The sequence below is a fragment of the Methylobacter sp. BlB1 genome (genome assembly GCF_015476545.1).
Taxonomy (GTDB): domain Bacteria; phylum Pseudomonadota; class Gammaproteobacteria; order Methylococcales; family Methylomonadaceae; genus Methylobacter.
The window spans coordinates 45,418-58,791 of the sequence record NZ_JADMKV010000011.1; the positions used below are offsets into that span (position 1 = coordinate 45,418).

General features: G+C 49.6%; 8 protein-coding genes. 5 read left to right on the plus strand and 3 right to left on the minus strand.

Going from position 1 to position 13,374, the window contains the following annotated elements; all coding sequences use genetic code 11:
• Positions 1 to 15: 15 nt before the first annotated feature.
• Positions 16 to 1,977: an alpha-amylase family glycosyl hydrolase gene (locus tag IT781_RS06345; protein ID WP_194969303.1), complete on the plus strand. Its 1,962-nt coding sequence runs from the start codon at positions 16 to 18 to the stop codon at positions 1,975 to 1,977.
• A 55-nt stretch (positions 1,978 to 2,032) separates the two neighbouring features.
• On the opposite strand, the gene IT781_RS22825 is transcribed toward IT781_RS06345, so the two are convergent.
• From IT781_RS22825 to IT781_RS06360, 3 genes are all read right to left on the minus strand, one after another.
• Complete coding sequence (locus IT781_RS22825; protein WP_194969304.1) at positions 2,033 to 2,812, minus strand: dihydrodipicolinate reductase C-terminal domain-containing protein; 780 nt, start codon at positions 2,810 to 2,812, stop codon at positions 2,033 to 2,035.
• Positions 2,813 to 3,120: 308 nt separating this feature from the next.
• Positions 3,121 to 4,473 carry a sigma-54 dependent transcriptional regulator gene (locus IT781_RS06355; RefSeq protein WP_194969305.1) on the minus strand — a complete coding sequence of 451 codons (1,353 nt, stop codon included), beginning with the start codon at positions 4,471 to 4,473 and terminating at the stop codon, positions 3,121 to 3,123.
• Positions 4,470 to 5,945 (minus strand): ATP-binding protein, encoded by a 1,476-nt coding sequence (locus IT781_RS06360; RefSeq protein ID WP_194969306.1) that lies wholly within the window; start codon positions 5,943 to 5,945, stop codon positions 4,470 to 4,472. The genes IT781_RS06355 and IT781_RS06360 overlap by 4 nt, the downstream gene beginning before the upstream one ends.
• A 428-nt stretch (positions 5,946 to 6,373) precedes the next feature.
• Here IT781_RS06360 and IT781_RS06365 point away from each other — a divergent pair, with 428 nt between their 5' ends.
• The 4 genes from IT781_RS06365 (at position 6,374) to IT781_RS06380 (ending at position 12,733) form a co-directional block, all read left to right on the plus strand.
• Complete coding sequence (locus tag IT781_RS06365; protein ID WP_194969307.1) at positions 6,374 to 7,483, plus strand: efflux RND transporter periplasmic adaptor subunit; 1,110 nt, start codon at positions 6,374 to 6,376, stop codon at positions 7,481 to 7,483.
• Between the two features lie 19 nt (positions 7,484 to 7,502).
• Positions 7,503 to 10,661: an efflux RND transporter permease subunit gene (locus IT781_RS06370; protein ID WP_194969308.1), complete on the plus strand. Its 3,159-nt coding sequence runs from the start codon at positions 7,503 to 7,505 to the stop codon at positions 10,659 to 10,661.
• A gap of 5 nt (positions 10,662 to 10,666) precedes the next feature.
• Positions 10,667 to 12,100, plus strand: coding sequence for an efflux transporter outer membrane subunit (locus IT781_RS06375; RefSeq protein WP_194969309.1), 1,434 nt, complete (start codon positions 10,667 to 10,669; stop codon positions 12,098 to 12,100).
• Between the two features lie 321 nt (positions 12,101 to 12,421).
• A complete protein-coding gene (locus IT781_RS06380; protein ID WP_194969310.1) occupies positions 12,422 to 12,733 on the plus strand; it encodes a hypothetical protein in 312 nt (103 codons plus the stop codon).
• The last annotated feature ends 641 nt before the right edge of the window (positions 12,734 to 13,374 follow it).

The following is a 13,374-nucleotide window of genomic DNA, read 5'->3' on the forward strand; positions in this document are numbered from 1 at the left end:
CTCAGAGAGAAAATCATGTACGAACAAATCTCCCATTCATTGCTGAATGAAATTCTGGATGAGCTGCAGCCGAATGCATACGAACGGCGACGGGATTTGCAGCATTTTTATACGCGGCTGGGGGCGAATTTCTATGCCATCCATAATCTTTTCGAGCGCCTCTACGGGCAGCGAGATGATTTTGAACTTCAGATGCAGCGTCTGGTTGAAACGCTGGTGCGGAAGTACATGCATAGGCCAAGGGAATTGAAGGACCTTGATATCGCTCGGGAAAAAGACCATAACTGGTTTTTAAGCCAGAAGTGGGTCGGCATGGCGCTCTACAGTGCGGGCTTTGCCGGCAATTTACGGAATATGGCGGCTAAAACGCCTTATTTTCAAGAGCTGGGCATTAATCTTGTGCACATCATGCCGATACTGAAATGCCCGGTCGGCAAAAGCGATGGCGGCTATGCGGTCAGCAATTTCCGTGAAATTGACGAGCGGATCGGCACGCTGGAAGACTTGCAGACAATCGCTGATGAGTTCGGCAAGCGCGACATCTTGCTGGTGCTGGACGTGGTCGTCAATCATACTTCCGATGAGCACGAATGGGCGCAGAAGGCTATCGCCGGCGATAAAAAATATCAGGATTACTATTACATTTTTGATAACCGCGAAATTCCCGACATGTACGAGCAAAGCATGCCGGAGATTTTTCCGGAATCCAGTCCGGGCAATTTCACCTGGAACGAGACCATGCAAAAATGGGTCATGACGGTTTTCCATAATTATCAATGGGACCTGAATTACAGCAATCCCGCCGTATTCATCGAGATGATCGATGTCATCCTGTTCTGGATCAACCAGGGCGCCGATATCATAAGGCTCGATGCGGTGGCGTTTTTATGGAAGAAGATAGGCACCACTTGCCAGAATGAACGCGAAGCCCATTTGCTGCTGCAATTGATGAAAGACTGCTGTCAAGTCGTGGCGCCGGGCGCGCTGTTTATTGCCGAAGCCATCGTCGCGCCGGTGGAAATCATCAAATATTTCGGCGAAGACGCGATCATTGCCAAGGAATGCGAGATTGCCTATAACGCCACGTTCATGGCGCTGCTTTGGGACGCCATCGCCACCCAAAACTGCAAACTGCTGACTCAGGGCTTGAAGAGCCTGCCCGGCAAACTGGAGCGCGCCACCTGGCTGAACTATGTGCGCTGCCATGATGATATTGGTCTGGGTTATGATGACAACGACATTCGCGCCGCCGGTTACGATCCTTTCGCCCACCGGCAGTTTCTGATTGATTTCTATACGGGCAGTTATCCGGGGTCTTTCGCCAGCGGCGTGCCGTTCATGCGCAATGATAAAACCGGCGATGCGCGTATCTCAGGCTCTCTGGCCTCGCTGGCCGGCCTCGAAAAAGCGGCCCAATCCGGCAATGAACAGGAGATTAGGATCGCTATCGATAAAATCCTGCTGCTGCATAACCTGATCATGGCCTTCGGCGGCATCCCATTGCTGTATTACGGCGACGAGATCGGCACCTTCAATGACTACAGCTACCGCGATGATCATGATAAATTAGGCGACAGCCGCTGGATACACAGGCCGACAATTGACTGGCAACGTGTTGAACTGCGCAAGAGGCAGGGCACGATAGAGTACACGCTGTTCGCCGCGTTAAAGAAGATGATCGCGATACGCAAGGAAACGACAGCCTTTGCCGATTTCAATAATCGCCATCTGATCGATACGAATAACGAGCATCTGTTTGCCTTCATGCGTTTCGATCACAACCGCTCCTCGAAAAGCGTTCTGGTGGTGAGCAATTTCAGCGCCGAACCGCAGACTCTCGATTTGCAAACCCTGGCTCATGAGGGGTTCGGTACTTCCGGCCAGCTAATCGATCTATATTCGGGCCAGCAGCCTGTTATAGAGGAGGGCAGGCTGCCCATCCAGCCTTTCCACTTTTATTGGCTGAGTGAATATTAATTCCGGATAGTAAATTAAGTTACCTCCGGCCATGCCGAAGGTAACTTAATTTTATTCAAATGGTCGCCCTGGAAATGCCGGACTTCGGCAATTCATTGTGGCTGGTGGCACGTAACAGCAGGTCTTCGAAGGTATAAAAGCCGATATCGCAGCTTGCCAGTTGGGATAAAGCGAAAGCTGCGCCGGTACCGAATGCTTCGCGTCTGATTGATGAATGGATTAATCGAACGGTTTGGTGGGGGAAACCGAAAATGACTTCATGCTCGCCGATAATTCCGCCGAGCCGCAATGAGGTGACTTGATCATCTTCCACGCCTAATTTTTCCGCAATCTTAAGTGCCGTGCCTGAAACTTCAGGTTTTTCCTTAAAGTGTTGCTCAAGGATTTCCACATCGGCGAAAGGTGCGACCTTGCGTAGCAGATTGGCTGCCGTCATGAGGAAATTGATCCCCAGCGTAATGTTGGGCGAGCACATCACCCGTGTATATTCTCCAAGATTACGAATATAAGCCAGATCGCTTTTCGAATAAGCAGAAATCGCGCTGACCAGTATTATTCTGCGTTTGCGTACTATTTCTCCATACGAATGTACTGTTTCTGGCAAGGAAAAATCCACGACTGCATCAACCGGATGCCGGTTAAACAGCTCCTCGAACGGTTGCTGTTCAATACTGATGATAGGGACGGCGGTGTCTGGGTGTGTTTGAGCGACGCCGCTGGCCGTGCGGCGAGCAATCCAGCGCAGTTCGAAGCGAGGGTCGGTGCTGAATATGTTGGCTACGGCTCTGCCGGTCTTGCCGTAACCAATGAGACCAATACGTGTTTTTGGTGACACGAAGAACCTCCTTAATGTGTATTAAAGAACAGAATGATGCGCAGCCCGACAAAGGCGGCGTATTTGTGGACAATTTCTACTGTGTGGATTTATACCTGTGGTTGTTTATCACAAAGGGATCATAGCAAAATAGCCGTTCATAGACCAACCTTGCCGCGCGCACTGAATGTCTTCATGGGGCAGGTAAAAAACCGGCAAACCCATGACCTGTCTAGCTTGAAGGTATCGGTCCACATTAATATGAAAAGGCGGCTTCGAGGCTGTGAAAGTGTTTCAGATCAGCCGGTTGATTTTCCTGCAGGAAAGTATTATCCCAGCTTGCGGTACAGAGTGCTGCGGTCCAGGCCAAGTATCCGGGCGGCTTGAATTTTATTGCCGCCGGTTGCTTCCAGAACATGGCGAATATAGGCCTGCTGAACGTCTTCGACTGTCCATCCCTGCATCATTGCCAGTTCCAGAAAATTCTTGTCGTTGAAAGGAATTTTCGAGGCTTGCGCCAGATCTTCAATAAAAAGCGTGTCATGTTCGGCAAGTACGATAGCCCGCTCCAAAGTGTTGGCAAGTTCACGGACATTGCCCGGCCAATGGTAGGCTTGTATCCAACGCAGCACTTCCGCCGAAATATTGACCGGCCCTTGTTTGCCAAGACGTTGGCAGATTGTGTCGATTAATGTTTTGATCAACTCGTTAAGGTCTTCCTTACGCTCTCGTAAAGGAGGCACTTCAAGGCTGATCACATTCAATCGGTGATAAAGGTCAAGGCGGAACAGTTTGTCGTTGATGCGTTGTTCCAACGGCTGATGGGTCGCGGCGATCAGGCGAACATTGACTTGCTCTTCTTTGGTATCGCCGAGTGCGCGGATTTTTCCGGTTTCCAGCGCTTGCAGCAGCTTGGGCTGTATTTCCAAGGGCAGTTCAGCGATTTCATCGAGGAACAGGGTTCCGGAATTCGCTTGCAAAAACAGTCCCGGCCTGTCTTTGCTGGCATCGGTAAAAGCGCCTTTGCGGACGCCGAACAATTCGCTTTCCACCAGACTGTGCGGCAACGCCGCGCAATTGACGGCGATAAAAGGCCCTTGACGATTCGGGCTGTTGTCATGAATCCAGCGTGCCACTGCGCTTTTGCCGGTGCCGCTTTCGCCCGTTAAAAGCACCGTCGAATTTACTGCGGCAGCCCGTTTTGCCAGAGTGATCAATTGCCGCATGCAAGCGCTGCGGGTTACAAAAACACTTGTGTCGCTGTTTTTATCATCGGTATAGTCGATTTTTACTGCGGTGCGCCTCATTTGCCGGTCTTCAAGCGCACGGGTTACCGCGGCGTACAGTTCTTCGATGCGGAACGGCTTGGTTAAAAAGTCGCAGGCGCCTGCGTGCATGCTTTGCATCGCCAGGTCAATGCTGCCGAAGGCGGTAATGAGTAATACCAGCTGTTCAGGCCGTTTACGGTGAATGGCTGTCATTAATTCGAGACCGCGCATGCCGGGCATGACCACATCGGATATGACGAGATCGAATGGCTCTTTTTCTATGGCGCTGAGCGCCTCATCGGTTTGCGTGAATCCGACGGCTGAATAGCCCTCATGCCGAAGCATGTCGAGCAGATAATCAACAATGCCGGGATCGTCGTCAATCACCAGCAGGCGAACGTTTTCTGAAGTCATGAGGGATTCTTCCAGGGCAAGTGAACAATAAAATGGCTACCTTTGCCGAATTCTGTTTCGCCGACGACACTGCCCCCCATTTCGGTCACCAAGGTCTTGACCACGGCCAGTCCCAGACCGGTGCCGCCTTGTTTGCTGCGAGTGGTAAAGTAAGGTTCGAAAAGATAGGGCAGATGTTCCGGCGCGATGCCTGTCCCTGTATCGCTGACGGTAAGCCTTAGTGCCGGTATTTTGTTGTCGGCATAGACAATGGAATCCTGGGACAGATCGACGCTGATCGAGCCTGTGTCAACGACTGCCGCCAGCGCATTGGACAGCAGGTTCAACACGATCTGCTGGATGCCGTCTTTGTTGATCAGCAGAAGCGGCAATGTCTCAGGATGGGTGAAAGTCATGACCACGCCTTGACGCCGCGCTTCGAAGCCCAGCATGTCGATGACTTCGGCTACAGCCTGGATGGCATCGCAGAGCGCGGGGTCGGATGACGGGCGCGGGGCAAACTCCAGAAGGCGCTGGACAATTCGCGTGATACGGTCGGTTTGGTCGACCAGGATATTGGCTATCCGCCGCACCTCCTGCAAATCCTCGCTGCCGTCGGCCAGCGCTCTCGCCCTGCCGTTAATGATCTGCAGGGGCGAGCCGATTTCATGGGCCAGTCCTGCCGATAACTGGCCGATCGTTATCATCTTATCCGCATTCTGTAAGGCACGTTGCAGCTGCCGCCGTTGCTGGGTTTCAGCGTCTAGTCTGCGGTAAGCGGAAAACAATTGCACCGTCATTCGGTTGAATTCCTGCCGCACGGACGAAAGCTCGTCATTCCCGCTTATTGGTAAAGGCTCCGGCGGTTCCCGGCTGTTTCTGAAAGCCAGCATGGCTTGGCGGAGTTCCTGCAGCGGGCGGGAAATGTAAATCTGTCCTAAAAAGAAACAAAGCAGGGAGGTAAATGAAATCAAAGAAAAAAAAGACCAAAGAATATAGGTTCTGGTTTTACTTAAATCCTCTTTCATCTTTTGCAGGGACCGCACCACAGCCAGATTGCCCGGCATGGCGGTTGAAGCCTTATTGAAAGGTAAGGACATCACCAGAAAGTCAGGATCGTCTGCGGGAAAATAAAATTGCTTCATTTCACCATCAAGCGCAGTCTGGGACAGCGTTTGTTTTACTTCTTCCGGCCACACCAGGCTTTCTGCACCGGAACGGATAATGCTGTGGTTTTGAATGTAGACAGATACGTCTATAGAAGGCTTGAAGTGCTCTATTTGTTGCAACAGCTCCTGCACATCTTCCGTTTGCTGATCCCGTAAAGCGTTCTCTACAGAAACCAGCAAACTGTGGGCTAATAAGCGAGTCTCTTTTTCAACATCATCCCGCAAGTCCTGCGATTCGGTTCGAAGTTGATACGTCCCGTAGATGCCAAAAACCACTAATGTCAAGGCGAACAGGGAGAAAGTTAATTTATAAATAACAGACATAGTGATGCATTTTGCACTCGCTTTTCGCAAATTGCAACACTCTGTTCAGGCGAATGAGTTTACAAGGTGAAATATCTATAGGAAAAATAATATTATTTAATCTTTGTTAATGTTGGCATTATTATTGCTTATTTAAGATAATCAATAATTCCATGACTTGCAATGCCATTAGCCAATGTTATGAACAACAACTCATTTACTCATTTGTACCCGTTTTCTGAGAACTGCGTCCGCCTTTCAGTATTCAGCTTTCCAAATTTAAGCATGCGTTAATAGAAAAAGTGAAAGCTGGGTTTTAATGAGCAGAGCAAAAAATTTTATGCCCTAACTGCCATCTGTTTGAAAAAAATCCGTAATCCCAACAGCACGAAGAAAATCCGTACGATTCTCTTGCTGTGTCAGAAATTCAATTGCCTAAATGACTTCAAATGAAAAATAGCCAAATACTGTTTCTTGTCTTCTGCCTGATCACGGCATCCTGCACACCTAAAAAAGAAATTGAGACCATCGATTCCCACCAGGTAATAACCCCCCTGTTAAAAGACACCAATTACAGTAGCGAATATGTGGCCGACATACAGTCGGTAAAATATGTCGAGGTAAGAAGCCAGGTTAAAGGCTACATTGAAAAAATCTATGTGGACGAAGGCCAGCCGGTAAAGGAAGGGCAACTGCTGTTTACGCTTAACCCTTTGGAATTCGAAAAAGAATTACAAAAAGCCAATGCGGTTTATAAAAATGCCATAGCCGATCTGAAGGCTGCCCAAGTTGAGTTAACCAACGTAAGGCGGCTGGTCGAAAAAAATATTGTATCCAAAGCGGAGCTGGCTGTAACAAAGGCCAAAATGGAGGCATTAACAGCCGATGTGGAAGAGGCTAAGGCAAACAAAGAGCAGGCCGCTTTACAGCTCTCATTTTCCAAAATAAAAGCGCCTTATAACGGCGTTATCAACCGGATTCCGAACAAGGTCGGCAGTCTCATAGAAGAAGGGGATATGCTGACTTCCATTTCCGACAATCACGAAGTATTTGCCTATTTCAACCTGTCGGAAATCGATTACCTGAACTACATCACCAATGGAGAACAAGAGACAAAAACCGTAAGTTTAAAGCTCGCCAACAATGCGCTTTATGGTTACGAAGGAAAAATAGAAATGATCGAAAGCGAATTCGATCGCTCAACGGGCAATATTGCTTTCAGGGCAAGATTTCCAAATCCGGGCGCAATCTTGAAGCATGGAGCGAGCGGCAAGGTCATTGTCAGCAAACAACTGAAGAATGCCTTGCAAATTCCTCAAAAATCAACGTTTGAAATTCAGGACAAGCTGTATGTCTTCGTAGTCGATCAGGCAGGCGTGCTACAGCAAAGAAACATCGTTCCCAAAATGCGGTTTCCTGACTTTTATGTCGTGGAATCCGGTTTGTCAAAAGACGAAAAAATACTGTTCGAAGGCGTCGAGAATGTAAGGGATGGACATAAAATCAATCCTGTCGATGTTGATTTAGCCGAAGTGATGTTATTAGACATTAAAGCTTAACCGGGCGGTAAGGATTATCATGACTTCCAGATTTATTCATCGGCCGGTATTGTCGATCGTCATTTCCATTTTGATCACGTTGATGGGGTTGCTGTCTTTAACCCGACTGCCTGTCACGCAGTTTCCTGATATTGCGCCTCCCGAGGTCAATGTTACGACAAAATTTACCGGCGCCAATGCGGAAGTTGTCGTCAAGGCTGTCATAACGCCGCTCGAGCGAGCAATCAACGGCGTGCCCGGCATGGCTTATATGTCGTCTGTTTCCGGCAATGACGGCAGCGGCGAAATCCAGATTATTTTCAAGGCCGGCACTGACCCGGAAGTCGCCGCCGTCAACGTGCAGAACCGGGTGTCTTCGGTGCTGGACGAGTTGCCCGCCGAAGCGATTAAAGCAGGGGTTATTGTCGAGAAAGTACAAAACGCCATGCTGTTATATATCAACATACTCAGTTCGGACCCAACGCTGGACGAGAAATTTCTTTACAACTTTACCGACATCAATGTTTTAAAAGAACTCAAAAGAATAGACGGGGTCGGTTTTGCCGAAATCCTGGGCTCCAGGGAATACGCCATGCGCGTGTGGCTGAAGCCCGATAAACTGTTGATGTACAACATCTCGGCTACGGAAGTCATTGAAAAACTGAAAGCTCAGAACGTGGAAGCCGCGCCGGGTAAGATTGGTGAGAGCTCAGGTAAGAGGGCGCAGGCGCTTCAATACGTCTTGAAGTACACCGGCAAACATAATACCAAGGCAGCCTATGAAAACATCGTCTTGAGCAGTGCGGAGAATGGCGAAATATTGCGGCTCAAGGATGTTGCCGAAATCGAATTCGATTCTCAGGATTACAACGTCCTTTCCAAAGAAAACGGCCGGCCTTCCGCCGCCATTCTGTTAAAGCAGCGCCCGGGCAGCAATGCCAAGGAGGTGATTGACACTATCAAAGCGACCATGGCGAAGATAAAGTCCACGTCCTTTCCGCCGGGCATGGATTATACCCTGAGCTATGATGTTTCCGAGTTTCTGGATGCTTCCATTCATGAAGTCATCAAGACACTGGTAGAAGCTTTTCTGTTGGTTGCCCTGGTGGTGTTTGTCTTCTTGCAGGATTTTCGCTCCACCCTCATCCCCATTATTGCCGTGCCGGTATCGTTGGTCGGCACGTTTTTCTTCATGCAGCTGATGGGCTTTTCCCTCAATCTCATTACCCTGTTTGCACTGGTGTTGGCTATCGGTATCGTGGTGGACAACGCCATTGTGGTGATTGAGGCCGTGCATGCCAAAATGGAGCATTCCAAAATCGGCGCGCGAAAAGCCACGGAGCAGGCCATGCGCGAAATCAGCGGAGCGATTATCGCCATCACGCTGGTCATGTCGGCCGTGTTTTTACCGGTCGCCTTTATGGAAGGCCCGGAAGGCGTTTTTTACCGGCAGTTTTCCCTGACTATGGCGTTTTCCATTGTCCTCTCAGGTGTTACGGCACTCACCCTGACTCCCGCGTTGTGCGCCTTGTTTCTCAAGAATGTTCATGTTTCTGAGCATGCTGAAAAATCGGGTCTGCAGAAATTCTTTGCAGGATTCAATAACGGGTACGACAGGCTGTCCGGCAACTACAAAAAGCTGATCGGCGTTATCGCTGACAGACGGGTTATAACGTTTGGAATATTGGTTGGATTTTCTGTAGGCTCCGGTTTGATAGGAACTTATGTGCCTACAGGTTTTATCCCTGAAGAAGATCAAGGGACCATATACGCCAACATTACGGCACCTTCGGGAGCAACCCTTGAGCGCACCGAAAAAGTGTCGGATGAGGTGCAGCGTGTTGCATCGGGCCTGGACGGTGTGAATTCGGTTTCCAGTCTGGCTGGGTTCAGCCTGCTTTCCGAAGGTACGGGCGCTGTTTACGGCATGAATCTGATCAGCTTGAAAAACTGGGATGAGAGAACAGTTTCCGATAAGGACATCATCCATAGGCTGGAAGAAAAAACCCGATATATCAAAGATGCCAGCATCGAGTTTTTCACGCCGCCGCCCGTGCCGGGCTACGGCAATTCCAGCGGTTTTGAAATGCGCTTGCTGGACAAGACCGGTTCGGACGATCTGCAAAGATTGCAGAAAGTGGCCGATGACTTTGTGGAGGAACTCAACAAGCGGCCCGAGATCGTGAATGCCTTTACCACCTTCAACGTCAGTTTTCCGCAATTTCTGCTGCACATTGACGGCGACAAGGCTGCGCAAAAAGGCATCACCGCCGAGAACGCCATGAGTACGCTGCAAACCCTGATCGGCAGCGAGTATGCCACCAACTTTATCCGTTTCGGCCAGATGTATAAGGTCATGGTGCAGGCGCTGCCAGAATACCGTGCTCAGCCGGATGATCTGATGAAGCTGTACATCAAAAATGACGCCGGAAAAATGGTGCCTTTTTCCTCCTTTCTTCGCGTTGAAAAGGTCTATGGCCCGGAGCAGGTGACGCGCTACAACATGTACACCTCGGCCATGGTCAACGGCCAGCCGGCGCCAGGGTACAGCAGCGGGCAGGCCATTGCAGCGATCAAGGACGTGGCCGCGCAAAAACTGCCCAAAGGCTTTGGTTACGATTGGGCAGGTTCATCCCGGGACCAGGCTCAGGCGGGCAACCAGGCGATTTATATTTTTCTGATTTGCCTGGTGTTCGTATACCTGCTGCTTGCCGCCCAGTATGAAAGCTTCCTGTTGCCCATGCCGGTTATTTTTTCTTTGCCGATCGGCATATTCGGAGCCTTGTTCTTACTGATGGTCATGGGGCTGGAAAACAATATCTACGCGCAGATCGCCATGATCATGCTGATCGGCATTCTCGGCAAGAACGCCATTCTGATCATTGAGTTTGCCATGATGCAGCACCGACTGGGGAAAACGCCGCTCGAAGCGGCCATTGAAGGCGCCACGCTGCGTCTGCGTCCCATTCTGATGACCTCTTTTGCCTTTATTGCCGGCCTTATTCCGCTGATGTTCGCTTCGGGGGCGGGCAAGATAGGCAACAATACCATCGGTACGGCAGCCGCGGGAGGCATGCTTTTCGGGACCATTTTCGGGGTCATCGTCATTCCGGGGCTCTATGTGGTGTTTGCAAGCATTACAGACAAGCGCAAGCACGACGGCAGAAAAGAAGAAATGGCTCTCTCGGAAACTATTTAAATTCAATGAAGAATAAAATTTATTACCCCTTGGCCATCTCGTTTTTGGCCTTAACCATCAATGGTTGTGCGTCGCTCGATACCAACTTGTCCATTCCGGAAAAGGCGATTCCTGCAAGTTTTCAAAATCAGAAAAACACGGCCACGACTATTGCAGACATCAACTGGCGCCAATACTTTACCGATCCGCTTCTGGTCAAACTGATCGATACCGCCGTGGCCAACAACCTCGATCTGCAGATGGCCTTGCAGCGGATTGAAGTCTCGCGCTCCAGCGTGAAGCTGGCAAACGGGGCGCTGTTGCCGAAAGTGGATTTGAGTATAGGCGGCGGGGTGCAAAAGTTCGGGCTTTACACCATGGACGGGGCGGGCAACGCCTCTACCGAAATCACGCCCGGGCAAATTGTTCCCGAAAATCTGACCGATCTCTTTTTAGGCCTGCAGGCCTCCTGGGAAGTCGATGTCTGGGGCAAACTGCGGAGCCAGCGCAAGGCGGCAATCGAGGGCTATCTGTCGAGCATTGAAGGCACCCACTTTGTCATTTCCAATCTGGTGGCCGATGTCGCGGTTAACTATAACGAACTGCTGGCTCTGGATAATGAACTGGACATCATCCGGCAGACCATCCAGAAACAGCAGGAGGCGCTGGAAGTTGTAAAACTGCAGAAAGAAGCCGGCAGGGCGAATGAACTGGCCGTGCAGCAGTTCAGGGCCCAATTGCTCAATACGCAAGCCCTGGAAAAACAGAGGCTGCAACAAATTACGGAAGCCGAGAACCGGCTTAATTTTCTGCTGGGGCGCTATCCGCAGCCCATTGAGAGGAAGAAGGAAGTGCTGTTCGAAGCGATTCCTCAGCAAATCGCATCGGGCGTTCCTTCGCAATTGCTGGCAAACCGCCCCGATGTTCGCGAAGCCGAACATCAGATTGAGGCCAGCAAGTTTGATCTGAAAGCGGCAAGGGCGGCATTTTTCCCGAATTTCAACATCACGGCGACCTTGGGTTATCAGGCATTCAATCCCGAGTTTTTATTTCAGACGCCTGCATCGCTCGCTTATTCACTCTTTGGAACCGTAGTGGCGCCGCTGATCAATATGAATGCGTTGAAAGCGCAGTTCAACACGGCAAAAGCCAATCAGCTGACCGCCATGTATAACTATCAGAAAACAATTCTGAATGGTTATGTCGAAGTGTCGAATGAACTTGCCAATATTAAGAATCTGGAACAGATCCATGCCCAGAAAAAGCAGCAAAGCGAAGCATTGAAAAAGTCTATTGAAACATCTGATGAGCTTTATAAATCTGCCAGGGCAACATACCTGGAGGTGCTTATCGCTCAACAAAATGCGTTGCAGGCCAATCTCGAATTAATCGATGTGACCAAGCGCCAACGCATATCGACCGTAAAAATTTACAAGGCATTGGGCGGAGGATGGAGTTAATAGCTGGGCAGACTTAACCTCGTCAAGAAATATGGCCGTGAATATCCTTATAGCAGGCAAAGTAACCGATCATTATTTGCAAACAACAAGAGCCGCCTAAGTTGAGGCAGGCTATAGGCCCGATGTCTGCTTAGTTTGACCGTAATGGCACGAATAGCAATCCAGAGCCAAAATATAAATAATAAGTTTCAAATAGCGAAAATCTAGCATAAGTCAACATCAACTAACCATTACATCAATTCAGGCTGCGCCTTGCCGGCAGCCGCTATGCTGTATGTTTGACAAAAATAGTTTAACTCCATACCTGATGGAGGTTGTCTTATGAAAACAATCAAGATTGCGATTATATCCGCCCTAGCCATTGGCTTCATAGCTTGGCTGCGGCCGAATCAGCCAAATTCAATAAAAGAACAAGCAGAGAGAGAATTTGGCGCAACTAACCCCCCGGTATTCGCTTCATTGCATTCTGATTCCGCATTGGGCTCAGGCCCTAGAAAACGGATCGATAATAATGCTACTCAACCATCCAATTCAGCGCCGTTTTATATCCTATTCACTTCCAATCGCTTAAGCCTTGAGGCTTCCGGTCCCGCTCCAAGCCACTGGTCCGGTAAACTGGGATTACTATCGTAATGAGCGAAAACATGGCCAATCCAACAGCCATAATTCAGTTTCGCAAGCTTTCTACGGAGGACGAAATTTTGATCTAGTTGTTTTACTTTGTCATACATCAATGAGGGTAAAGACATGATTATACGATCAACAAACAAGAAGATGCGTTACGTAGGCACATTGACGACATTTTTGGGTTTCGGGCTCGTAACTAACACAGCTACTGCTGACCTTTTATTCGCAACACAGAACAACAGCCCACAAAATGGCGCAGCCGCTAGAAATCTTGACCTTAATGGTCCGCAGGCTGGTGGTCAAACAGTTACTTTCAATACATCGCGCCCAAACCAGTTAGTGCGCGTCATCTTTAATGCTACAGGTGCAGTGCGAGGCAATTTTTCGGCCAAGCTAGTGGCTACGATTCTTGTTGATCCTAGTGGCCAACAAGGTCAAGTTGTATGCTCATTCTCTGGCAATGGAACCAGTGGAACGAGCGGAACCAGTGGAACGAGCGGAACCAGCGGAACCAGCGGAACCAGCGGAACCAGTGGAACCAGTGGAACCAGTGGAACCAGTGGAACGAGCGGAACCAGTGGAACCAACGGAACTAGCGGAACTAGCGGAACTAGCGGAACTAGCGGAACTAGCGGAACTAGCGGAAC

Coding starts and splice junctions, on each gene's coding strand:
- IT781_RS06345 (WP_194969303.1), top strand. CDS start 16: ATGTACGAACAAATCTCCCATTCATTGCTGAATGAAATTCTGGATGAG.
- IT781_RS06355 (WP_194969305.1), bottom strand. CDS start 4,473: ATGACTTCAGAAAACGTTCGCCTGCTGGTGATTGACGACGATCCCGGC.
- IT781_RS06360 (WP_194969306.1), bottom strand. CDS start 5,945: ATGTCTGTTATTTATAAATTAACTTTCTCCCTGTTCGCCTTGACATTA.
- IT781_RS06365 (WP_194969307.1), top strand. CDS start 6,374: ATGAAAAATAGCCAAATACTGTTTCTTGTCTTCTGCCTGATCACGGCA.
- IT781_RS06370 (WP_194969308.1), top strand. CDS start 7,503: ATGACTTCCAGATTTATTCATCGGCCGGTATTGTCGATCGTCATTTCC.
- IT781_RS06375 (WP_194969309.1), top strand. CDS start 10,667: ATGAAGAATAAAATTTATTACCCCTTGGCCATCTCGTTTTTGGCCTTA.
- IT781_RS06380 (WP_194969310.1), top strand. CDS start 12,422: ATGAAAACAATCAAGATTGCGATTATATCCGCCCTAGCCATTGGCTTC.